The 23,382-nt window shown below is 71.6% G+C and carries 17 protein-coding genes and 4 pseudogenes; 14 read left to right on the top strand and 7 right to left on the bottom strand.

The window, feature by feature from the left end:
* The first annotated feature begins 6 nt into the window (after positions 1–6).
* The 4 genes from QUE47_RS06025 (at position 7) to QUE47_RS06010 (ending at position 7,257) form a co-directional block, all read left to right on the top strand.
* Entirely contained in the window at positions 7–1,098 is a 1,092-nt protein-coding gene (locus tag QUE47_RS06025) for a 3,6-anhydro-alpha-L-galactonate cycloisomerase (RefSeq protein WP_286219007.1), read from the top strand.
* Complete coding sequence (locus tag QUE47_RS06020; RefSeq protein WP_286219006.1) at positions 1,098–2,720, top strand: SDR family oxidoreductase; 1,623 nt, start codon at positions 1,098–1,100, stop codon at positions 2,718–2,720. The genes QUE47_RS06025 and QUE47_RS06020 overlap by 1 nt, the downstream gene beginning before the upstream one ends.
* 110 nt (positions 2,721–2,830) lie before the next feature.
* A complete protein-coding gene (locus tag QUE47_RS06015) occupies positions 2,831–5,722 on the top strand; it encodes a glycoside hydrolase family 2 TIM barrel-domain containing protein (protein ID WP_286219005.1) in 2,892 nt (963 codons plus the stop codon).
* Positions 5,722–7,257 carry a sulfatase family protein gene (locus tag QUE47_RS06010; RefSeq protein WP_286219004.1) on the top strand — a complete coding sequence of 512 codons (1,536 nt, stop codon included), beginning with the start codon at positions 5,722–5,724 and terminating at the stop codon, positions 7,255–7,257. The genes QUE47_RS06015 and QUE47_RS06010 overlap by 1 nt, the downstream gene beginning before the upstream one ends.
* Positions 7,258–7,260: 3 nt before the next feature.
* Here QUE47_RS06010 and QUE47_RS06005 read toward each other — a convergent pair.
* The 3 genes and pseudogenes from QUE47_RS06005 to QUE47_RS05995 form a co-directional block, all read right to left on the bottom strand.
* Positions 7,261–7,395, bottom strand: a pseudogene (locus QUE47_RS06005) (VOC family protein); the annotation flags it as partial.
* 11 nt (positions 7,396–7,406) lie between these two features.
* Positions 7,407–7,805: pseudogene (locus QUE47_RS06000) on the bottom strand (helix-turn-helix transcriptional regulator); the annotation flags it as partial.
* Positions 7,806–7,830: 25 nt separating this feature from the next.
* Positions 7,831–8,658 (bottom strand): ornithine carbamoyltransferase, encoded by an 828-nt coding sequence (locus QUE47_RS05995; RefSeq protein WP_286219003.1) that lies wholly within the window; start codon positions 8,656–8,658, stop codon positions 7,831–7,833.
* Positions 8,659–8,737: 79 nt separating this feature from the next.
* Between QUE47_RS05995 and QUE47_RS16660 the strand changes: the two are divergent.
* From QUE47_RS16660 to QUE47_RS05980, 4 genes and pseudogenes are all read left to right on the top strand, one after another.
* Positions 8,738–8,893 (top strand): annotated as a pseudogene (locus QUE47_RS16660) (hypothetical protein); the annotation flags it as partial.
* Positions 8,894–9,081: 188 nt separating this feature from the next.
* Entirely contained in the window at positions 9,082–9,426 is a 345-nt protein-coding gene (locus tag QUE47_RS05990; protein WP_286219002.1) for a hypothetical protein, read from the top strand.
* Entirely contained in the window at positions 9,419–12,010 is a 2,592-nt protein-coding gene (locus QUE47_RS05985; protein WP_286219001.1) for an MMPL family transporter, read from the top strand. Before QUE47_RS05990 ends, QUE47_RS05985 begins: the two co-directional genes overlap by 8 nt.
* 11 nt (positions 12,011–12,021) lie before the next feature.
* Positions 12,022–12,894 (top strand): hypothetical protein, encoded by an 873-nt coding sequence (locus QUE47_RS05980; RefSeq protein WP_286219000.1) that lies wholly within the window; start codon positions 12,022–12,024, stop codon positions 12,892–12,894.
* On the opposite strand, the gene QUE47_RS05975 is transcribed toward QUE47_RS05980, so the two are convergent.
* On the bottom strand, positions 12,884–15,163 hold the full coding sequence (locus QUE47_RS05975) for a M28 family peptidase (protein WP_286218999.1): 2,280 nt from the start codon (positions 15,161–15,163) through the stop codon (positions 12,884–12,886). The two genes, QUE47_RS05980 and QUE47_RS05975, sit on opposite strands and share 11 nt — an antisense overlap.
* Before the next feature lie 117 nt (positions 15,164–15,280).
* On the opposite strand from QUE47_RS05975, the gene QUE47_RS05970 reads away from it, so the two are divergent.
* A complete protein-coding gene (locus tag QUE47_RS05970; protein WP_286218998.1) occupies positions 15,281–15,748 on the top strand; it encodes a GyrI-like domain-containing protein in 468 nt (155 codons plus the stop codon).
* A gap of 96 nt (positions 15,749–15,844) precedes the next feature.
* Here the strand turns inward: QUE47_RS05970 and QUE47_RS05965 are convergent, their stop codons facing one another.
* A complete protein-coding gene (locus QUE47_RS05965) occupies positions 15,845–16,633 on the bottom strand; it encodes an NAD(P)-dependent oxidoreductase (protein WP_286218997.1) in 789 nt (262 codons plus the stop codon).
* A 278-nt stretch (positions 16,634–16,911) separates the two neighbouring features.
* Here QUE47_RS05965 and QUE47_RS05960 point away from each other — a divergent pair, with 278 nt between their 5' ends.
* A complete protein-coding gene (locus QUE47_RS05960; RefSeq protein ID WP_286218996.1) occupies positions 16,912–17,679 on the top strand; it encodes a TetR/AcrR family transcriptional regulator in 768 nt (255 codons plus the stop codon).
* A 37-nt stretch (positions 17,680–17,716) separates the two neighbouring features.
* Here the strand turns inward: QUE47_RS05960 and QUE47_RS05955 are convergent, their stop codons facing one another.
* Complete coding sequence (locus QUE47_RS05955) at positions 17,717–19,723, bottom strand: HNH endonuclease signature motif containing protein (protein WP_286218995.1); 2,007 nt, start codon at positions 19,721–19,723, stop codon at positions 17,717–17,719.
* 243 nt (positions 19,724–19,966) lie between these two features.
* Between QUE47_RS05955 and QUE47_RS05950 the strand changes: the two genes are divergently transcribed.
* Complete coding sequence (locus QUE47_RS05950) at positions 19,967–20,521, top strand: pyridoxamine 5'-phosphate oxidase family protein (RefSeq protein ID WP_286218994.1); 555 nt, start codon at positions 19,967–19,969, stop codon at positions 20,519–20,521.
* A 15-nt stretch (positions 20,522–20,536) separates the two neighbouring features.
* Here the strand turns inward: QUE47_RS05950 and QUE47_RS16655 are convergent.
* Positions 20,537–20,593, bottom strand: a pseudogene (locus tag QUE47_RS16655) (hypothetical protein); the annotation flags it as partial.
* A gap of 1 nt (position 20,594) precedes the next feature.
* Here QUE47_RS16655 and QUE47_RS05945 point away from each other — a divergent pair.
* From QUE47_RS05945 to QUE47_RS05935, 3 genes are all read left to right on the top strand, one after another.
* A complete protein-coding gene (locus tag QUE47_RS05945; protein ID WP_286218993.1) occupies positions 20,595–21,497 on the top strand; it encodes an ABC transporter substrate-binding protein in 903 nt (300 codons plus the stop codon).
* Between the two features lie 31 nt (positions 21,498–21,528).
* Positions 21,529–22,488, top strand: coding sequence for an amino acid ABC transporter permease (locus QUE47_RS05940; protein ID WP_286218992.1), 960 nt, complete (start codon positions 21,529–21,531; stop codon positions 22,486–22,488).
* A gap of 134 nt (positions 22,489–22,622) precedes the next feature.
* Positions 22,623–23,339: an amino acid ABC transporter ATP-binding protein gene (locus QUE47_RS05935; RefSeq protein WP_286218991.1), complete on the top strand. Its 717-nt coding sequence runs from the start codon at positions 22,623–22,625 to the stop codon at positions 23,337–23,339.
* Positions 23,340–23,382: the final 43 nt, after the last annotated feature.

Genomic DNA, 23,382 nt, shown 5'->3' with positions numbered 1-23,382 from the left:
GACACGATGGCCACGATCGAACGGGTGCGCACGGACCTCTACCGCGTACCGCTCAAGACCCAGCTGACCGATTCGATGCACGGCGTGATGATGGACTTCGAGCTCATCACGGTGCGGATCACCGACAGCGACGGCGCCACCGGTGTCGGGTACACCTACACGGTGAACTACGGCGGCGGTGCCGTCGCGACGATGATCGAGAAGGATCTCGCCGGGTGCCTGATCGGTGCGGACGCCGACCAGATCGAGAAGCTCTGGGAGACCATGTGGTGGCGCCTGCACTACGCGGGACGCGGTGGGCACGCGACGTCCGCGATCTCGGCGATCGACATCGCGCTGTGGGACCTGCAGGGCGTGCGGGCGAAGACCCCGCTGTGGAAGCTCCTCGGTGGGTACGACCCGAAGGTCCCCGTGTATGCCGGCGGGATCGACCTCGAGTTCCCCCTCGACGAGCTCAAGGCGCAGGCCGACACGTTCGTCGAGGAGGGCTTCCGCGCGATCAAGATGAAGGTCGGCCGGTCCGACCTCCGCGAGGACGTCGCCCGGGTCGCGGCGATGCGGGAGCACCTCGGCGAGGGCTTCACGCTGATGGTCGACGCCAACATGCGGTGGACGGTCGACGGAGCGATCCGCGCGGCGCGCGCCCTGGCGCCGTTCGACCTGAACTGGATCGAGGAGCCGACGATCCCCGACGACATCCAGGGCAACGCCCGGATCGTCGCCGAGAGCGGCCACGCGATCGCCAGCGGTGAGAACCTCCACACGATCTACGACTTCCAGAACCACATCCGCGCCGGTGCGCTGACGCTCCCGGAGCCGGACGTGAGCAACGTCGGTGGGTACACCACGTTCCGCAAGGTGGCGGCGCTCGCCGAGGCGAGCAACATGCTGCTCACCTCCCACGGCGTGCACGACCTCACCGTCCACGCCCTCGCGGCGGTCCCGCACCGGACGTACATGGAGGCGCACGGGTTCGGCCTGCACGAGTACATGGCCAACCCGATGACCATCTCCGACGGATACGTCACGGCGCCGGACCTCCCGGGGCACGGCGTCGTCCTGGACTTCGACCGGCTCGAGAGCCTGGCGGTCAAGTGATGTCGGACGGCGGGTGCTGGTCCGGGAAGGTCGTCATCATCACGGGCGGTGCTCTCGGGATCGGGGCGGCGATCGCCGAGGTCGGCGCCCGCGAGGGTGGCAAGGTGTGGATCCTCGACGTCGACGCAGCGGCGGGGGAGGCGACCGCCGAGCGCCTGGGGGAGCAGGTCGAGTTCCGGGCCGTGGACGTGACCGACGAGGACGCGATGGCTGCGCTCGTCGACGAGGTGCTGACCGTCGACGGTCAGGTCGACATCCTCGTCAACAACGCGAACAAGGACGGGAAGTTCGACGCCCGCACGATGACCAGCGACGAGTGGGACGGGTTCATGGCGCTGGCCTTCAAGGCACCGTGGATCGCCAGTCGCGCTGTCCTGCCGGCGATGGAGCGCGCGGGCAGGGGAAGCATCGTCAACATGGGTTCGCTGCACGCGGTCCAGAGCGCCGAGGGTGCCTTTCCCTACGGCGCGGCGAAGGCGGGCCTGGCCGGCCTGACCCGGACGCTCGCGCTCGACGTGGGCAAGCTGGGGATCCGCGTCAACACCGTCGTCCCGGGCTGGACGCTGAGCGAGCGGGTCGCCGAGCAGATGGAGGCCGCAGGGCCGGGCGAGCTCGCCCGCGTCGAGGCGCAGCACGCCCTGCGCCGCGTGGCGCAGCCGGCGGAGATCGCCGAGGTCGTGGTCTTCATCGCCTCTGATGCCGCGAGCTTCGTGACCGGGGCCAGCTGGGAAGTGGACGGGGGCTCGGTGCCCGGCACGCGTAGCGCCGAAGCGACACCGCTCGCCACCCGTCCCTACAGTCTCGGGGAGGGTCCCGTCTGGGACTCCCGGACCGGCCGGGTCCTGTGGGTCGACATCGACGCCGGTCAGGTCTGGTCCGCCCGCTGGCCTGCGTTCGACGACCTGACGATCGAGCACCGCGCACCCGGGAAGGCCCCCTTCGTCCAGCGCGCCGCAGCGGGTGGGCTCGTGGTCGGGGAGGAGTCCCGGGTCGTGCGTGTGCCCGAAAACGGGTCGACGTCGACGTGGCATGACCTGTTCCCGGCCACGACCGGGCGCCGGCTCAACGATGCGGCGTGCGACCCGCAGGGGCGGCTTCTCGCGGGGACGCTCTCTGTGCTGTCGGGCTCGAGCGAGGTCCTTCTCCGGGTCGACGTGAGCGGGGAGGTGACGACGATCCGCGAGAAGCTCACCCTGTCGAACGGCATCGGCTTCAGCCCCGACGGGCGATCGATGTTCCACGTCGACACGATGCGTCGGTCGATCTCGGTCTGGGACTACCGCCCGACGGTACCGACCTGGACGTCCGGGTTCGTCGTCGACGGTGGGTATCCGGACGGGCTCTGCGTCGATGCCGAGGGCCTGCTCTGGGTGGCGATGTGGGGTGGTTCGCAGCTGCGGCGGTACACCCCGGACGGCAGGCTGGTCGCGCGGATCACGCTCCCCGCGGTCGACGTGACCTCCGCCGCGTTCGTCGGCGACGACCTGGACCAGCTGCTGATCACGACCGCCGCTGTGGGGGCCGCGGATCGCGGCGCGGAGCCTTCCGCCGCCGACGGACTGCTCTACCGCGTGGCCGTGGATGTGCCGGGCGCGCCGACCTACGACTGGGCCGGGGACTGAGCTCCACCCCGTTTACCGGTAAACGACGACGAGAGGCAATACATGCTCCCCTCCTTGGCGACCTGCGGCCCTGGGCGGACCCGACCGTCACCGCGCTGCACCGGCTCCCGATGCGCGCCCGCCCGGGTGCCACCGGTGACCGGGCGCAGTCCCTCGACGGCACGTGGTCGTTCCGGCTGTTCGACTCCCCGGACGTCGTCCCGGCGGAGTCCGTGGCGATCGACGAGGCGGGTGGGCAGTGGCAGTCGATCGCGGTGCCGGGGAGCTGGCCCGTCCAGGACGTCGGGGACCGCCCGCACTACACGAACATCCAGATGCCGTTCCCCGAGCCCCCGCCGCAGCTGCCCGAGCACAATCCGGCCGGGGTGTACCGCACGACGTTCGACGTCCCGTCCGGATGGGCGGACGAGCGGATCGTGCTCCACATCGGTGCCGCCGACAGCGTGCACGGGGTCTACCTCAACGGGACGTTCGTCGGGTACGGGACGGACGCGCGCCTCGCCAGCGAGTACGACGTGACCGAGGCCGCGCGGCCAGGGGCCAACGTGCTCGCCGTCGTCGTCGTCCGGTACTCCGCGCACAGCTTCGTCGAGGACCAGGACGGGTGGTGGCTCGCCGGCCTGCACCGGAGCGTGCGGGTGGAGGCTCGCCCCCGGGTGTCGCTGGCCGACCTCGACGCCCGCGCCGACCGCGACCCCGAGACTGGTGTGGGTTCGCTCGACGTGCGCGCCACCGTCGACTTCGGTGACCACGGGCTCGCGCTCGAGGGGTACAGCGTCCGCACGACGCTCGTCGCGGCCGACGGGACCCCGGCTTCGGAGCCGCGGGACGCCGTCGTGCCCCACCTGGCCTCGAAGACCTACACGTTCTCGGGTCACATCGCCAAGACGCGGTGGGACGACCTGGACGTCGAGGCCTGGTCGGCCGAGAGCCCGACCCTCTACACGGTCGAGGCTCAGCTCCTCGACCCGAGCGGCGCCGTCGTCGACCGGACGGCGGTTCGGGTCGGCTTCCGCCGGGTGGAGATCGAGGGGGCCGATTTCCTCGTCAACGGGAAGCGTGTGTGGATCTTCGGCGTCAACCGCCACGACCACCACCCCGACACCGGCGCGACCGTGACGGTCGACGACATGCGCGCCGACCTCGTGGCCATGCGCCGCATGAACATCAACGCGATCCGCACGTCGCACTACCCGAACGACCCGGCGTTCTACGACCTCTGCGACGAGCTCGGGTTCTACGTCGTCGACGAGGCCAACATCGAGTCGCACGCCTACAACTGGTACGTCTGCGGCGACCCCCGGTACCGCGCGACCTGGCTCGAGCGCGGCGCCCGGATGGTGGCCCGCGACCGCAACCACCCCTGCGTCGTCCAGTGGAGCCTCGGCAACGAGAGCGGCTACGGCGTCAACCACGACGCGCTGGCCGGCTGGATTCGCCGGGCCGACCGGTCGCGGCCGGTGCACTACGAGGACGCGATCCGGTTCTCCGGGTGGGCGGACGGCGGCCACCACGGCAGCGACGTCGTCTGCCCGATGTACCCGGCGATCGCGGAGATCCACGCCTACGGGCAGCAGGTCGCGGCCGGTGAGGCGGACCGCCCGCTGATCATGTGCGAGTACTCGCACGCGATGGGCAACAGCAACGGCTCCCTGGCCGACTACTGGGACGTCATCACCACCACCCCCGGCCTCCAGGGCGGGTTCATCTGGGAGTGGAAGGACCACGGCCTGCGGCAGCGCCTCGACGACGGCTCGACGCGCCTCGCCTACGGCGGTCAGTTCGGCGACACCCCGCACGACGCGAACTTCGTCGCGGACGGGCTCGTCTCGGCCGACGTCGTCCCGCACCCTGCCGCGGCCGAGGTCACCTGGGTGCACCGCCCGGTCGTGAGCACGCTGGTCGACGGTGGCGTGCAGGTCACGAACCGCCGGTTCTTCACCGGCCTCGACGACCTCGTGGCCGGCTGGGAGCTGGTGGTCGACGGCGTGCCGGTCGGCTCGGGTGCGCTCGACGTGGCGGAGGTCGGGCCGGGGGAGAGCGTCGTCGTCCCGCTCCCGCCCGCAGCCGCCGAGCTCCAGCCCGACGGCGACGGGCGGGTCCTGCTGACCGTCACCTGGCGCACGCGCGCCGACGCGTGGCACGCCCCTGCCGGGTCGGCGGTCGCCTGGGACCAGCTCACGCTCCGGGACGCGCCGCTCCGGGCCGGCGGGGCGTCGTCGGACGCCGGTGACCTGGGCGGGCTCGAACCCGGGACGTTGGGCGAGGCCCGACCGAACGTCTGGCGTGCCGCGACCGACAACGACGGGTTCAAGCTGCTCGAGGACCTGGTGCGGGTGCGCGAGATGGGCTCACCCACGCTCATCCAGTGGCGGGACGCCGGGATCGACACCCGCCCTGCCGAGGAGATCGTCGGGTACTCGTCCGAGGTCGTGGACCTGCCGGCGGGCCAGGAGGTGCGGCACCGGTTCGACGTGCCCGAGGATGCTGTCGACCTGCCGCGCGTGGGCGTGCTGCTGACAGTGGACCCGCGGTTCGACGAGCTCCGCTGGATCGGGCGTGGACCCCACGAGAACTATCCGGACCGCCGGCGGTCGGCGACCGTGGGCTCGTGGACGACCGGCGTCGAAGCCTCCCCGTACCTGCTGCCGCAGGAGTTCGGGCTGCGCACCGAGACGACACAGGTGGAGCTGGTCGACTCCTCGACTGGCGACCGCATCCGGTTCACGACGCTGGGCGACCCGTTCTGCTGGTCGGCGACGCGCCACACGCCGGCCGCGCTCTTCGCCGCGGTGAACGACAGCGACCTCGTCGACGACGAACGCCTCGTGGTCTGCCTCGACGCCGCGCACCGCGGCGTCGGCACGGGGTCGTGCGGACCGGACGTGCTGCCGCAGTACCGCCTCGGTGCAGGGACGTACGAGCTGGCGTACCGCGTGGAGTACCTGCGACCGGCCGAGAGCCTCACTGGAGAAGAAAACTCGATGCGAAGGGGAATGTGATGTCCACCAGGGATTCGACGCACGACGTGCCGACGAGTCGCCCCAACATTCTGTTGATCACGACGGATCAGCAGCACTTCGATGCGATCGGTACGCGGACGTCGGTGCTCGAGACGCCGAACCTGGATCGTCTTGCTGGTGAGGGTGTGCAGCTGGATCGGGCGTACTGCCCGAACCCGTTGTGCTCGCCGTCGCGGTCGTCGATCATCACGGGGCAGTACCCGTCGACGCACGGGTGCTGGACGATCGGGACGAAGCTCGACGAGGAGCACCAGAACCTGGGTCAGATCTTCGGTGAGCACGGGTATGCGACCTCGTTGATCGGCAAGGCCCATTTCCAGCCGTTGGCTTCGCAGCCGGACCAGACGTCTCTGGAGGCGCCGCCGACTCTGCAGGATCTCGATTTCTGGCGGGGTTTCACGGGGCCGTACTACGGGTTCGACCACATCGAGCTCGCGCGCAACCACGCGGACGAGAAGTGGGTGGGGCAGCACTACGCGTTGTGGATGGAGTCCAAGGGCCTGGAGAACTGGCGCGACTTCTTCCAGACGGAGGATCCGGCGTCGGCCCGCGAGCACTCGTGGGACCTGCCGCAGGAGTTCCACTACACGAACTTCGTGCGTGAGCGCACGATCGCCGACCTGGAGAAGTCGGTGGGTGAGGGGAAGCCGTTCTTCACGTGGGCGAGCTTCCACGACCCGCACCCGCCGTATCTGGTGCCGGAGCCGTGGGCGTCGATGTACGACCCGGCCGACGTGGAGCCGGGCCGGTTGAGTCCGGGGGAGCTGGCGAACATGCCGATCTGGCACCGGCTCACGCAGGAGGAGAACCCTGACTACTCGCCGTGGCAGGAGACCCCGTACTCCAACCACGGGTTCGGGTCGCACCTGATCGACGATGACCTGCTGCGCAAGAACATCGCGATCTACTACGGGATGATCTCGTTCATCGACCAGGCGGTGGGGGAGATCCTCGACCGGCTCGACGCGCTGGGCGTCGCGCAGGACACGATCGTGGTCTTCACGACCGACCACGGGCACTTCCTGGGTCAGCACGGGCTGATCGCCAAGGGCGCGTTCCACTACGAGGACCTGTTGCGGGTCCCGATGATCGCCCGCTTCCCCGGACGCATCCCGGCGGGCACGACCACGTCGTCGCTGCTGTCGTTGATCGATCTCGCGCCGACGTTCCTGGCTGCGGCGGGGATCGACGTGCCGGAGTCGATGCAGGGCGTGAACCAGCTGCCGGTGTGGGCGGGGGACCAGGGCAGGGCGCGTGACCACGTGCTCGTGGAGAACCGGCATCAGCCGACGAAGGTCCACATCCGGACCTATGTCGACGAGCGGTACAAGATCACGCTGTACCGGGGTCGTGACGCGGGGGAGATGTTCGACCTCCAGGAGGATCCGGGCGAGATCCGTAACCTCTACGACGACCCGGAGTACGCGGACCTGCGGGCCGAGCTCCTCGAGCGGTTCATGGACGCCGAGCTCGTCCGCGAGACCAGCAAGTACCGGCGCATCGCCGTCGCCTGAGGGCTACTGCCGCTGCGCCACCCGCACCGTGTTGCCCGACGGGTCGCGGAAGGCGCAGTCGCGTGGCCCCCAGCCCTGGTCCATCGGCTCCTGGAGGACCTCGGCGCCCGAGGCGCGCACGGCCTCGAAGGTGAGTTCGTCCGAGCGGGTCCCGTGCGCACGGGTCGCGTCCGGACCTTCGCGATACATGCGGGCATCGCCTCGACGGCAGCGTGCTCGCGCGCCCGGTAGGCGCTCGGCGTCTCGCCGGCGACCTCCGTGAACCGGGCGCTGAACGAACCGAGCGACGTACAGCCCACTGCCATGCACGCATCGGTCACGCTCGTGCCGGTGCGCAGCAGCGCCATCGCGCGTTCGATGCGGCGGGTCATCAGGTAGCTGTAGGGCGTCTCGCCGTAGGCCGCGCGGAACTGCCGCGAGAAGTGCGCAGGAGAAATGAGGGCGCGGGCGGCCATCGTCGGGACGTCGAGCGGGCTCGCGAAGTCGCGGTCGATGAGGTCGCGGGCGCGCCGCAGGTGCGCGAGATTCTCCAACTCGTGCGGCTTCACCCGGCCAACGGAGCGCTGTAGGCCGCTACCGGGCGGTGACGAGCTCGAGGATCGCGCGCTGTACCGCGACGAGCGGCTCCTTGAAGGCGTGGCCGACGAACGCGGAGGAGTCGAACACCTCGACGGTGACCTCGGCCCCGCGGGTGAACGGCGGGCAGGGGTTGACCAGCACGCCGGGGGCGGCCGCCGCCAGCGATTCACGGGTGATCCGGTAGTCCGCGAAGGCGCCGTCGAGGTGCCCGACGGCGTCCGTCAGCACCACGTCCGCGTCGCGGAGGGCAGCGATGAGGTCGGGCTCCACCCGCAGGCCCGGGATCTCGTGACCCCGTGGGCACGACTGGGTCAGGTCGAGTCCGAGCACCTGCGCAGCCTCCGACCACGCGCGGCCGATGTTCTCGTTCGCCCCGACGAACACGTACCGCAGCGCGCGCCAGTCCTCGCGCCGCACCGAGAGCGCGAAGAGGTCGGACAGCACTTCGCACGGGTGGTTGACGTCCGTCATGGCGTTGACGACCGGGACCGCGGTCGTGAGCCGGTCCAGCACGGCGATGCGCGGGTGGCGCACGACGACGGCGTCGACCCACAGCGCCAGGTACGCGCCGACGTCGGCCAGGTCCTCAGGCTTGTCGAGCGTCTCGGGTGGGAACAGGATCGGCTGGCCGCCGGCCAGGTGGACTGCGCGCTCGAACGTGACGCGGGTGCGGACGGACGTGGACGGGAAGAACAGTGCGACGGAGCGGCCGGCGAGCGCTCGGTTCTCCGCCGGTCTCGCGCGCACGGTGCGAGCGCGCTCGAAGACCCGGGCGACGTCGTCGGGCGACCAGTCGGTGAGTCGGACGAGGCTTTGCGGCACGGCGAGAGTCTGGCACGTGTCGGCGAGGTCACACCCATCTGGTGGCACTGAGTGCATTGATGCACCTAGTGTCATCCGCATGGTCCGGTCCCTTGCTCCGTTGGGCGCGCGCGTCGATCGGCGCGCCGCGGGGAAGGCCCGTACCCGCCGCGCGATCATCGACGCCGCCGCGGCCCTCATGGACGAGGGCGCCGGCCTCGACTTCTCCGTCGACGCCCTCGCCGAACGAGCCGACGTCGCGCGCCGCACCCTGTTCAACCACTTCGCGTCGGTCGACGACGTCGTGGCTGCCGTGGGTGCCGACACCTTCGTGACGGTCCTCGACACGCTAGGGGCGCAGGACCCCCACGCAGCGGCGATGCCCGGGCCGACCTGGAGTCCGACCTGGCCCGCGCCCTGCGCGGGAGCGACGTCGTCGGGCCCATGGCCTCCCTGTCCCGCGGGCTGGGGCTCTCGGCGACCTGCATGGCCGACGGCGTCCCGACCCACCAGGCGATGCTCCTGCTCAAGGTGGTGGACGACTTCGGGCACGACCTCTTCGCGGTCCTCGAAGTCCGTCACCCGCGGGTCGAAGGCCTGGAGCTCGAAGTGGCGGTGGCGTCCCTGACGGCGGGTCTCGTCGTCCTGCACCGCCGCTGGCTGCTGGCCACCGACGCGGCCGCCGGACCCGAGTCCCGGGCCGTCTGGCACGACCTCCTCGAACGCTTCATCGCTGGACCGCACGTCGTCTTCACCCGCCCCACGTCCTCGGAAGGACATCATGGCTGAGCTCCTCTACCGGCTCGGACGCACCGCGTCCGGGCACGCACGCACGTTCGTCGCGCTCTGGCTCGTGGTCCTGGTGGCCGCAGGCGCCGCGTACGCGGTCGGCGCGGGCACCCTGAAGGACTCCTTCTCGATCCCCGGCACCCCCACGCAGGAGGTCACCGACCAGCTCGCGACCGACCTGCCCGATCTCGCCGGAGGCACCGGGACCGTGGTGCTGAGCACCGACGACGGCTCCGCGTTCACGCAGGAGCAGGAGGACGCGATCTCCGAGGTCGTCACCGAGGCGGCCGACATCGAGGGGGTCGAGGCCACGGTCGACCCGTTCACCACGCAGCAGCAGCGCGCCGAGCAGGAGCAGCAGCTCGCGGACGGCCAGGAGCAGGTCGTGGACGGCCGGGCGCAGATCGAGGACGGACAGGCCCAGCTCGACGATGCGCGGGCCGAGCTCGAGGCCGGGCAGGAGCAGCTGGACGCCGCGCGCGAGCAGGCCGAGGCCGCCGGTCAGGCCGAGGCGGCCGCACCGCAGCTCGACGAGCAGCAGGCGCAGATCGACGCGGGGCTCGACGCCCTCGACGAGCAGCAGGACACGCTCGACTCGAGCGCCGAGGAGCTCGACGCGGCCGCCGCGGAGACCGAGCAGGGCGCCGCGCTCGTCGACCTCGCCTCCGGGATCCAGACCGTCTCGGACGACGGCGACGCTGCGGTCGCGACGGTGCTCTTCACCGACACCCAGCTCGACATCACCCAGGAGACCAAGGACGCCGTCATCGACGCCTTCACCGAGGGCATCGCAGCGGTGGACGGCGTCTCGGTCGACTTCGGGTCCGACATCGCCCAGGAGGTCCCCGAGCTCATCGGCCCGGGTGAGGTCATCGGCCTCGTCGTCGCCGCGATCGTCCTCGTCATCATGCTCGGGACGTTCATCGGCGCCGGGCTCCCGCTGGTGACCGCGCTCGTCGGCGTCGGGATCGGCGCGATGGGTGCGCTGTCGCTCTCGAGCGTCGTCGACATGTCGTCCGTGACCCCGGTGCTCGGCGTCATGCTCGGGCTCGCCGTCGGCATCGACTACGCGCTCTTCATCGTCAACCGGCACCGCCACCAGCTCAAGCAGGGGTACGCCGTCCGCGAGTCGATCGCGCTCGCGAACGGGACGTCGGGCAACGCCGTCGTGTTCGCCGGGACGACCGTGATCATCGCCCTGATCGCACTGAACATCACGGGGATCCCGTTCCTCGGGCTCATGGGGTCCGTCGGCGCCTTCTCCGTCCTGATCGCGGTGCTCGTCGCCGTGACGCTCACGCCCGCCCTGCTGTCCCTCATCGGGGAGCGGATCCTCAGCCGCAAGGAGCGCGCCGGGGTCGCGGCGCTCGCCGAGGCGTCGGCCGCTGCCGAGGCCGCGGGCGACCCCGTCGCCGAGGGCACCGAGTCCGGTGCGCCGCACCACAAGGCCGTGCGGCCCATGTCGACGTGGGCCGCAGTCGGCCGCGTCGTGCTCGGCGTCGCCGCGCTCCTGGTGGTCGCGATCCCGTCGCTCGACCTGCGGATCAACCTCCCCGACGGCTCGACCGAGGCACCCGACTCGACGGCATACCAGGCCTACACGACCGTGGCCGACGAGTTCGGGGCGGGCGTCAACGGCCCGCTGCTGGTCGTCGCCGACGTCCCCGACCCGGTCGCGGAGGACGATGTCGTCGCGCAGCAGGTCGCGATCGGTGAGCAGATCGCCGCCCAGGACGACGTGGTGGGGGTCGCCCCGGCCGCGGTGTCGGACGACGGCACGGTCTTCGCCTTCCAGGTCGTGCCCGCCGAGGGCCCGACCAGCGAGTCGACCGAGGAGCTCGTGCACACGCTGCGCGACCTCTCCCCGCTGGACGGAGGCGTCGAGCTCGGCGTCGCCGGCGCGGCGAGCGGCAACATCGACATCTCCGACAAGCTCTCGGACGCCCTGCCGCTCTACCTGAGCGTCGTCGTCGGCCTCTCGCTGATCATCCTGATCCTCGTGTTCCGCTCGATCTTCGTCCCGGTCGTCGCGACGCTGGGCTTCATCCTCAGCTACTTCGCCGCGCTCGGCGGGGTCGTGGCGATCTACCAGTGGGGCTGGCTCTCGTCGGTCTTCGGTGTGGACAACCCCGGACCGGTCCTGAACTTCCTGCCCACGATCCTCGTCGGCATCCTGTTCGGGCTCGCGATGGACTACCAGCTGTTCCTCGGCTCCGGCATGCGTGAGGCTTACGCCCACGGCGCACCGGCGCGGGTCGCCGTCGCCCAGGGGTTGCGCGCGGGCCGGTCGGTCGTGACGGCCGCCGCGATCATCATGATCTCGGTGTTCGGCGGGTTCATCTTCTCGGACTCCGCGATGATCCGGCCCATCGGGTTCGCGCTCGCGTTCGGCGTGCTCGTCGACGCGTTCCTCGTGCGGATGCTCATCGTCCCGGCGCTCATGCACCTCGTCGGTGACGGCGCGTGGTGGATCCCGAAGTGGCTCGACAAGATCCTGCCCGACGTCGACGTGGAGGGCGCGAAGCTCGAGCGCAAGCACCCGCACGCGGTCACGGCGGGGGAACCCGAGAGCGAGAAGGTCTGACGCGCAGGGCCGTGCGCAGCTGGCACGATGGGGACCTCGACGACGCCACGCCCGACGCGGCCCCTGCCGGGAGACCGAGTCGCCTGGTGCTGGCGCTGCGACCGTGGGGGTACCTGGGGATCGGTCTGGTGTGGGCGGCGATCTTCGTTGGCGTCCTCGCGATCGTCTGGGGCGTCTTCGTCGCGATGGCCGTCCTCGACCGGGGCCCGGACGACACCCTGCTGCCCGACATGTCGGCCGTCGACGGGCTCGGGTTGATCGTCGTGGTGCCGTTGGCCGTGCTGATCTTCGGGCCGGGCGCGTACTGGTTGTTCGCGGCGAGCGGCTCGGCCGCCCTGCTCGCGTTCACGTATGTCGGGCGGTCGTTGCGGCCCTCGTACGCGCACGAGGCGCTCTCGGGCACCGTGCAGCAGGGCGGCGCGACGATGGGTGGCCCGCGTGTGACCAGCGTGGCGATGTCGCTTCTGCCGGTCCGCCCGTCGCGGTGGACCCGTCTGCTCATGGTCTTCTACACCTCCGCCTGGAGCCCGACCGGTGCGACGGCGGTGGCGACCCTCCCGGTCGGTCTCGCGTGGGTGCTCTGCTGGCCGGTGTCCGTCGGTGTCCGTCGGTGTCGCCGGCGGCGTCGGCCGAGGGGTGTGGACCGTGTGTGCGGTCCTCCTGGTCCTCTCGATCGCCGCCGCAGCGATCCTGCTGTCCAGGGAGCTCCGGCGTCAGCACCGCGGCGAGGTCGACCTCGGGGCCGTCGGCTACGCGGCCCTCACCCCGCGGGCCCGGCGCCGACGGTCGCGCGAGATGCGGCGGCGCTACCGTGCGTCCGGGCGGCGGCAAGGTCGAAAGTGATCCGTGCGCGCTGGGCGGGGTGCCCACCGCTCAGAGCGTGACCGACGTCCCCACGAGCACGAGCTCTGAGGTGTGCGACCCCATGACGCCGACGCCCTCCGGGCGTGGCTCGAAACCGGGCAGCGCCTCGAGGCCCTCGCCGCCGCCGAGCAGCCGGAGCTCGAGAGGGTCTCCGGCGGGCAGGGTCAGGACGACCTCGATCCCGTCGGCCGGAGGCGCGGCGAACGAGGTGTCCAGGTGCCCGTCCTCGACGGGGGCCTCCCGCCCTTCCACCTCGACCGACGTGACGCCGTCCGCCACCATCTCCACGTACCGGACGGGGCGCTCGGGGCGGATGCTGAGCGTCATGACGCGCTCGTCGCCCACCGTCTCGTCGGTGACGACCTCGACGGTCGGTGGGGGCAGGTCGGCGGGCTCGGCGGCCCCCGTCCACACCTCGCCGTGCACGCGCGGGAACGCGTCCTCGATGCTGGTCCGCTCGGACACGAACCGTGAGGTCCACGGGCTCGGTGTGCTCTCGCCCGAGACCCACCAGGCCTCGCCCGTGTCGGCGTCGAGCGCGTACATGAGCTGCGTCGGTTCCGGGTGCTCGTCGTCGAAGCCGTCGACGGCGAGCCCGGTGCCGAGCGCTCCCACGGCGAGCACCGCGCAGGCGCCGACCAGGACCGCGCCGGGACGTCGTCCGGCAGGGAGGACCAGCGCGACGAGCGGGACCAGCGCGAGGCCGAGGAGCGCCGCGCACACCGCCGGTGCCGCGCCGGTCGCCAGCCCCAGCGCGGGGAAGAACAGCATCGTGACGGGCACCAGGACGACGACGCCGACCGCCGCGCCGCCCGCCGCCCAGGCGATGCCTGCGGAGCGGGTGCGACGCCGTCCCGCGACGAGGCCCGCGACGGCGCCGGCGAGCGCAGGCAAGGTCGCGAGGTATGCGCCGCCCGGCGTGAACGCGGCGAGCGCGAGGCCGAGGACGGCCAGCCAGCCGAGACCGCCGATGACGAGGGCGGACGGCCCGAGGCGTCCGCGCAGGCTCACGAACCAGCCGGTCACGACGGCCGCGACGACGCCGAGCAGCGCGATGCGGAACCACCACGGCTGCCAGGGGTCGAGCATCTCGCCGTACCCGGGGCGGATCGCGACGAGCAGCATCCAGAACAGCTGTGCCCCGACGGCCGTCCCCAGGATCGGCAGGAGCCCGGAGGCGAACCCGAGCAGGACTCGGCCGGTCGTCGACTCCTTGCGGCGCACCGTGACCACGGCCAGGGCGGCGACCGCTGCCAGCGCGAGGACTGCGAGCGGCCAGACGAGCCACCCCGGGTAGCGGGCGAGGACCCCGCCGGGCAGCGGGAAGTACGTCGAGTCGTACGCCGACGGCTGGGCGAGCGCGGCGGCGTCCGCGTCCCCGAGGGCCCGGACGAGGGCGAGCGCGTTCGAGCCGTGGTGCTGGAGGCTGCGCAGGTCCATCGTCTGGGGTTCGTCCTGCGGCGCGTGGTAGACCGCCGAGCCGTCGATGTACGCGGAGTTGAGCCCGGTGTAGCCGCCGTCGTCGAGGAACGGCGAGAAGTCCGTGTCGTTCGGCAGGATCCGGTACACCTCGACGGCCATCGAGCTGCCGACCGGGTACGGGACCTTCGCGTACTGCGCGACGAGATCGGCGTTGCCCCGCGAGGTCTCGAACATGATCGCGGGCCCCGACGACCCGCGAGCCTCGAAGTTGAGGACGATCCCGCCGTCGGCCGCGCGAGGGTCCGCGTTCACGAACGACTCCGCGCCGCACAGGCACGTCTCCTCGGCGTCCGTGAAGACGAGGACGATGTCGTTGCGCAGCTGCGGTGACGCGAGCAGGGCCGACGCCGTCTCGAGCAGGGTCGCGACCCCGGCGCCGTCGTCGTTCGCGCCGTGCGAGACCTCCGCGGAGTCGTAGTGCGCCATCAGGAAGATCGGCGCTGTCGGGTCCGTGCCGGGCAGCGTCGCGACGACGTTCTGGGCGCGCGCCATCTGCGAGGCGCCGCCGAGGCGACCTGACTGCCCGACGCCGTCCGTCACCTCGGGATCGAGTCCCAGGTTCTCGAGACGGCCGACGAGGTAGTCGCGGACGCCGTCCGCCTCGTCGCTGCCGTGGGGGTGGACGACCTGACCGACCACCTCGACGTCCGCGAACGCGCGGTCGGCGCTGAACTCCGTCGCCGAGGCGTCGGCGGTCACGGGGTCGGGCGGTCGGACGGCGAGCACGCTCGCGAAGGCCAGCGCGGCGAGGACCACGAGGGCGAGGAGTCCGGCGAGCAGCGCTGCCCGCGTCCGGGTCTGGGTCACGGAGGAACGCTACCCCGGCGGTGCGGGGGCGGGCTCCGTCGTGGGCGGGTGCGGGAGCGCGGGGGAGGGGCGACGCGTCGCTGCGCGGTGTGGCCGCGATCGGCCTACCGTGGAGCCATGGCACTGGACATCAGCATCATCGACGAGCCCACCGTCACGGTCGCCGCCCACCGGGCAGTGGTCCCGATGAGCGAGATCCGCGGCTTCTACGACGGCGCCTACAGCGCGGTGGCGCGGGCGCTGGGGAGCAGCGGCGGACAGATCGCGGGGCCCGCGCTCGCCTGGTACGCCCGCATGCCCGCCGAGACGGCCGACGTCGCGGCGGCGTTCCCGGTCGACGGGCTCGAGGACGGGCCGCTGGGTGACGACGTAGAGGTCATGGAGATCGTCGGTGGCCGCGCGGCGACCCTGACGCTCGTCGGCTCGTACGACGGATTGCCCGACGCGTGGGGAGCCCTCATGGGTTGGGTGGCCGACCACGGTGAGACGGCACGCGGGGACTTCACCGAGATCTACCTGACGGAGCCCGACCCGGACGGTGACCCCGAGGCCAACCAGACTCGGCTGGTGCTCCCGCTCGCGTGACGGCGGGGAACCCTGCTGGCCAGGCGTGGTCGCCGATTGCTCGTGTTGGCCAGAGGGTTGTGGGGCTAGCCGACGGGGCCGCTGGAGGGACGGGGGCTAGGCGGACGGCGAACCCGCTGTCGGCGTGGCCGCGTGCGCTCGGGCCGACACGGAGCGCCGGCCGACGATGGCCGGTGCCTCGTGGACGAGCGAGTCGTCGGATGCTGCCGCCACCATGAAGAGCGCGAAGTCGGTGCGGCGGACGAGGTTGCTGGCGAGCACGGGGTCGCCTACGTGTCGGCTCCACACCGGCAGGCCCTCGCTCTCGCCCTCCTCGAGATCGCTGCCGCGCACCACGGTCCAACGGGTGTCGGAGGTGAAGACCCGGCGGCAGGCTCGCACCTGGTCGTCGATGTCGACCACCCTGGCCAGGCGGGCGAGCCTGGCAGCCACCCACACCCCAGCGAGGAACCTGCGTGAGTACCGGTCCTTGCCGTCCTTGCTGATGTGCCAGCCGCAGGAAAACACGAGTCGTGCCCCGGCGTCGGCGTGCTCGATCACCGCGTCGGCGGTACCGCTCGCGTAGTCGTGGACGCCCCACGGCACCAGGACCGTGAGCACCGCGTCGCATCCCGCGACGGCGCGTGCGATCACGGTGGGGTCGTCCGTCTGCCCGGGGTGGATCGTGATGCGGTCCGCCAGGTCCGCGAGCTTGTGGACGCTCTTCTCGCGGCACACCCCGACGACCTCGTAACCGGCGTCGAGAGCGTGCTCCACCATGTAGCGGCCGAGCTTGCCGGACGCTCCGACGACGCACAGGCGTCTCACGGCTCCCCGCAGGTCTCCGTGCGTGCTGGTCGCGTCGTTGCTGTTGCTGTTGCTGTTGCTGTTGCTGTTGCCGTGCATGCTCCTGAGGCCTCCCGCGCTTCCTTACGGTGTAAGTCCCTCGATGACGCTAGCCTTACGTCGTAAGCGTGTCAACGGTGTGTGGCGACGGGCGCGCCCTAGGGCGCGTCGGGTGTCGGTGCCCACGGCCGGTCTCGACGGTCCGTCCGAGCTGACGTTGATGAGGGGAGTTGAAGCTGAAGGTGGGAGGTGCTGTTGTGCCCAGGTCCGATGTGCCGTCGTCAGCGGGCGTCGACGGGGCGAGGTCGGCGAGAAGGGGCGAGCTCGACGCCGGGACGGTGATCGCCGAGGCCGTGCGCCTGGCGGACGAGTCGGGCGTCGCGGCCGTCACGATGCGGCGCCTCGGCGAACGGCTCGGTGTAGAGGCGATGTCCATCTATCACCACGTACGGACCAAGGCGGCGATCCTCGACGGCATGGTCGACGCCGTCTTCGCGGAGATCGAGCTGCCGGGTGCCGGCAGGGACCTCTCTCGGGACGCTGGCCTGGACGGCGGGGCGAGCCTGGATCGCAATGCTGGCCCGGACAACGGCGTCGAGCGGGTTCACGGTGCCGGCCCGGGTCCCGATGTCGGCCCGGATGGTGACGCCGGCCGCAGCGAGGCTTGGGTGGAGTCCCTGCGTCGGCGCTGTGTCTCGGCGCGTGCGGTGCTCGTCCGCCACCCGTGGGCCGTTGGTCTGATGGACTCTCGGGCGACGCCTGGCCCCGCGACCCTGCACCATCACGACCGGGTGATCGGGCTGCTCCGGGACGCGGGGTTCTCGGTCGTCGGTGCCGCGCACGCCTTCTCGCTGCTGGACAGCTACGTCTACGGATTCGTCATCCAGGAGGTCAGCCTGCCGTTCGACGCGTCCGGCGCACCGGGCGCTGAGCTCGAGGACCTCGTGACCCCGATGCTTGACGGCGCGCCGCCCACAGCTCTGCCTCATCTCGCTGAGCTGGCAGCGCACGCGATGACCCCCGGCTACGCCTACGGCGACGAATTCGACGTAGGGCTGGACGTCGTCCTCGCCGGGATCTCTGCGCGGCGGCCGACCTGGGGCTGAACCTGCACGGTCGATGAGCGCGTGGCCACATCCAGGGTCAGTCAATGCGTAGCCATGCCGCCGGCCCGCTCAGGCCCGCGTCGATGATCGCCCCGCTCGCACGCCGGAACTGCCAGCCGCTCGGTGATGGGGCACTAGCTCCGGGTGCTCCGGGTGCTCCGGGTGCTCCGGACTCTGAAGGCGTCGACGGGCGAGCTGTCACCCAGCGCATGGTGATGCCTCGGGAGTCCACCAGGTCATGGTGGTGCCAGCAGAGGAGGGCGCTGTTGTCGACGCTGGTCGCACCGCCGTCGGCCCAGTGGGTGACGGCGTGGTGGACGTCGCAGCGTGACGGTGGGGCATCGCATCCCGGGTAGCTGCAGTGTCTGTCGCGGGCGATGACGGCCCGTCGCATCTGGCCGGACACGGTGCGCTGGGCTCTCCCGACGTCGCGAACTGCACCATCAGGACCGAAGACGACCCGTGTGACCTGGGAGTCGCAGGCGATGCGTCGCAGCAGCGACGCGGGTATCGCTGCCGTTCCTGCGGTGTCCTCGAGGAAGCGTGCGGGGGCGCTCGTCGGGTCGGAGAGCAGGCCCGCCGTGTCCAGCGTGCGGTCGGTGCGGTCGGTGCGGTCGGTGCGGTCGGTGCGGTCGGTGCGGTTCGAGCTGCTCGTGCGGTCCGAGCCGCCCGTGCTCCACACGGCGCTCTGGGGCGCTGCCGAACTGTGGGACCGGCCTCGCGCGGACTCGCAGCCCGCACTGCTCGCGCCGCGGTCCCGGGCGAGCCTGGTCAGCTCGCTCCAGGAGACGGTGACGACGAGGTGTGGGCGAATCTGGGCCCCAGGGGACGCGGCGTCGTTGTCGAGAGCGATCCGGCAGATGTCTGCGAGCGCCTGGGCGCGACGTTGGGGCGTCGTGCGGGTGTCGTCGGGTGCTGGTGCGCGCATCACGGCGTCCAGCGCGGTCTTGACCAGGTGCCCGTGCTCCGGGGTGAGGAACCCGGAGACGTGGAAACCGTCGAGCGTCGGCGCGACGTCGAGGTGCTCGCGCTCCTTGGCCTTCGTGAATCCGCGCTCGTCCGCCTCCGGGTCTGTGACCTTGGCGAAGTGGTGGACGACGCGCCGGAACGTGCCGAGGGTGAACCGCTCGGCGTGCTCGAGCAGCACGGCCTCGCCCGTGCGCGCCGGACTGCAAGCGGAGCTGCAGGTGTGGTCGTCGTCGTCACTGTCCGTGTCGGCGCAGGTCTCGCTGATGGTCGCGCTCAGCGCTTCACGGCGCGCGGCGGACGTGGCCGCGACGTCCACCATCGTGCGGACGTGATCGGTGCCGATGCTGCCGGCGACCGCAGCTACGCGGGTCGCCGGGAGTGAGTCGCGCAGCATGCGAGCGGTGCGGACCTCGCGGCGTGCCGTCGCGTGGCCGACGTCGTCGTGACGAGCGAACCACTGCGCGAACGACCGGGCTCCGGACAGGGCCCACGACCCGTCCGAGTCCATCACCGGAAGCAGGCCGAGGCGCGCCGACTCGACGCGTGACGCAGCGCGCCGTGCTCTGCGCTGGAGCTCCGCCAGGTCGCTGGACTCCGTCTCGGCGAGCGCCCCGACGGCCGGGTCGGCCGCGACCGCGAACTGGTCGGCGGCGCGCTCCAGCAGGGCGACCGCCAGAGCGAGGCCCGGCGGGAAGTCATCTGGCTGGTCTGCGGATTCCACAGGGATCACGGCTTCGACGGGGCTCACGGCTTCGACAGGGCTGACAGCTTCAATCGGGCTGAAGATGCCGCGGCGAGAGCCGCCGTCCGCGATGAGGTCGGCAGGTCGATCGGTAGTGCTGATGGTGTCCCGAGCGTCACTGTCGGCGATGAGGTCGGCAGATTGATCGGTGGAGCTGATGGCGTCCCGAGCGTCACCGTCGGCCACGGGGTCAGCGGGTTGATCGGTCGAGCTGATCTCGTCGCGCACGTCGTCGCCGGGGAGGTCGGCACGTCGATCGACAGGGCGCCCGGGGTCGGCGGTGTCCAGCTCAGTTTCCCGGGCGTCGAGCCGCTCCAGCGTCGGTGCCGTCATGCGATCTCCCCTCGTGATACTGCCCGGATGCCGAGCCGGTCGGATGCCCTTCGTGCTGCGATCACTCTATCGAACACGTGTTCGATATGCCACCGTTTCGCCCGGAATTGCAACGATCTGTGGAGGCTATGAGCCCTGCGTCGACTGTGGACGAACTCACCACCGTCGACCGCCGAACCTGGCCCGCGCGCGCTCGCATCCCGTGACGCCTCACGCGTCGGCGGTCCGTGGCACCCTGGCGCGATGCCCCTGACGAACCCCTGGCTGAGTGGCGACGCACCGACGGCGCGGCTCTCGCGCGAGCGGCTCGAAGAGCGGATCGAGAACCTGCTCTCCAGCCAGAACATGGCCGTGATCGCCACCGTCGACAGCGACGGCGCACCGGCCGCGACGCCGGTCCGCTACTACCACCTCGGCTTCGAGCTGATGTTCACGGCGGCGCCGCGGTCGCCGAAGATGCGGAACCTCGCCGCCGACCCTCGCATCTCGGTCGGTGTCTTCGCGCCGCTCGTGGGTCAGGCGTCGAGCCGTGGTGCGCAGCTGTTCGGTACGGCCCGCGTCGTCGAGCGCCGCGATCCGGAGGCGGACGCCTACTGGGAGGCCTTCCGCTGGCAGTCCGACCATGCCGAGCGCGGGCGAGATCTGGACGCGCCGCCGTCCGACCCGCTGACGGTCGTGACGCCCGACCGGATCGTCTACACGGAGCACTGGTTGCGCCGCGAGGGCTACGCCCCGCGGCAGTTCTGGCGTGCGTCGTCCACAGGCGGCCGTACCGGCCCGGTGTGTCGGGATGCATAGCGACGACCACCCCGCGAACGCCCGCTCACGTCTAGGCTCGACGGCGTCCCACCCTGAACGGAAGGTCGTCACCGTGCGCTTGTCCCGCCCCGCTGCCGCAGCAGCGCTCGTTCCTCTCGTAGCGCTCACGCTCGCCGCGTGCTCGTCGTCGGACGACGGCGCGGAGCCCGCCGCGGACGGCGGCGCCGAGACCGCGCAGGGGGAGTCGACCGAGCCCACGGACGACGACGCCGCGACGTGCGAACCCGGCAGCCTCCCGACCCTCACGGACGGCACCCTCACGGTCGGGGCGAGCGACCCCTTCGAGCCCTGGTACGTCGGCGAACCGAGCAGCGGCGAGGGCTTCGAGTCCGCGCTCGTCTACGCGGTCGCCGACGAGCTCGGCTACGCGGCGGACGACGTCGAGTGGACCTCCGTGACCTTCGAGCAGATCGTCAGCCCCGCGATCAAGCCGTTCGACCTCGCCGCCTACCAGACGACGATCACCGAGGAGCGTCGCGCGGCGGTCGACTTCTCCAGCCCGTACCTCACCACCCGGCAGGGCGTCATCGTGTCGGACGACGGCGCGTACGCCGACGCCTCGTCGCTCGCCGACCTCGAGGGCACGAAGGTCGGCGTGACCGCCTCGCAGACGTCGCTCGACGTCGCCGAGGCGGCCTGGGGCGACGCGGTCGAGATCGTGCCGTTCAGCGGCGCCGGCGACGGGATGACCGCGCTGACCTCGGGGACGATCGACGCGATGGTCATGGACGTCGACCAGGGCGTCGCCGCGTCGACCGTCTACTTCCCGGACACGTCGGTCGTCGGCACCCTCCCCTCGGTCGGGGACCCCGAGCAGCTCGGACTCGTGCTCGACAAGGACTCCGAGCTCACCGCGTGCGTGTCGCAGGCCGTCGACACGCTGGCCGACGACGGGACGCTCGACGAGCTCCGGACGACGTGGCTCGACTCCGACGAGATCGCCGACCTGAGCTGACTCGAGCCGAGTCGAACTGAGCTGACCTGACATGAGCGACGACGCGCGCGAGGGACGCACCGCAGGCCACGCGGACGCCCGCTCCCACGGCGATGGCCGCTCCCACGGCGACGGCGGCTCCCAGGGCGCGTGGACGCCGTCCGACATCGCTCGCGCGCGGACCGCCTACCGCCGGACCCAGCGGCGTCGAGCCCTGCTCGTCGCGGCGGTCGCGACGGTGATCGTGCTCGGCGCGGTCGTCCTCGTCGTGACGAACGCGCCGGGGTGGGAGCGGGCGCGCGACGCGTTCTTCTCCCCGCAGCGCGCGGTCGAGGTGCTGCCCGAGGTCGCGGCGGGACTCTGGCTCAACCTGCGGGTCTGGATCGTCGCGAGCGTCGTGGGCCTGATCGTCGGTCTGCTCCTCGCCGTGCTGCGCACCTCGCGGATCCCCGCACTGTTCCCGCTGCGCCTGTTCGCGATCGCGTACGTCGACGTGTTCCGCGGGGTGCCGCTGCTGCTGATCCTGCTGCTCGTCGGGTTCGGGCTGCCGGCGCTGCGGTTGCCGTGGCTACCGGTGAGCGCGGCGTTCCTCGGCGGGCTCGCGATCGTCCTCACGTACACGGCGTACCTCGCCGAGATCTTCCGCGCCGGCATCGAGTCCGTGCACCCGTCGCAGGTCGCGGCCGCGCGCTCCCTGGGGCTGACCCGGGGACAGGCGGTGCGCCGCGTCGTCCTGCCGCAGGCGGTGCGCAACGTGACCGCTCCGGTCGCGAGCATGCTCGTCGCACTCCAGAAGGACTCCGGCCTCATCTCGATCCTCGGGGCCGTCGACGCGATCCGTGCCGCGCAGATCGCCACGACCGGCGACTACAACTTCACGCCCTACGTGGTCGCCGGCGTGCTGTTCCTGCTCATCTCGATCCCGCTGACCCGCCTCGTCGACGCGTGGTCGGCTCGGCAGGGATGGCGGGGCCAGATGCGCGGGATCGCGGGAGCGGGGGCCCTGCGGTGACTGGTCCGGTCGACCCTACGAGCAACCCTGAGCCGAGCGCACCGAGCGCACCGAGCGCACCGAGCGTGTCGAGGGCGTCGGACGGCGGCGCGCGCCCTGGGAAGCCCGACGCGCCTCTGCTCTCCCTGCGGGGCGTGCGCAAGACTTTCGGCACCGGCGCAGGACAGCACGTCGTCCTCGACGGGATCGACCTCGACGTCGCCGAGCACCAGTGCGTCGTGCTCGTCGGCTCGTCGGGCTCCGGCAAGTCGACCCTGCTGCGCGCCGTCGACCTGCTCGAGGAGATCGACGACGGGCAGATCCTGCTGGACGGCGAGGACGTCGCGAACCCGTGGGTGGACGCGAACGCGGTGCGCGCGCGGCTGGCGCTCGTGTTCCAGCAGTACAACCTCTTCCCGCACCTGCGGGTCCTCGACAACTTGACGCTCGCGCCCCGGGTGGTGCACCGCCGTCCGAGGCCGTCCGCCGAGGCGGACGCCCACGCCATACTCGAGAAGGTTGGCCTCACGCACCGCGCCCGCGCCTACCCGGACCAGCTCTCCGGCGGCGAGCAGCAGCGGGCCGCGATCGCCCGCGCCCTGGTCGGCGGCCCGGAGCTGCTGCTGCTCGACGAGGTGACGTCGGCCCTCGACCCGGCGCTCGCGGGCGAGGTGCTCGACCTCCTGCTCGCCCTGCGCGCCGAGGGCACCACGATGCTCGTCGCGACCCACGAGATGCGGTTCGCGCGGCAGGTCGCCGACGAGATCGTGTTCCTCCACGAGGGCCGCATCCACGAGCGCGGCACGCCCACGCAGGTGCTCGACCACCCGCAGCGGGACGCGACGCGCGAGTTCCTGCGGAGACTGGGTTGAGAGGCGCAGGGAGGGCTCGATGCCGTCGCAGCACGCAAGACTC

It is taken from the genome of Paraoerskovia sediminicola, assembly GCF_030296575.1.
GTDB classification, from domain to species: Bacteria; Actinomycetota; Actinomycetes; order Actinomycetales; family Cellulomonadaceae; genus Paraoerskovia; species Paraoerskovia sediminicola.
Note: the sequence above shows the minus strand (reverse complement) of the source record. Positions and strands in the feature narration are given on the sequence as shown.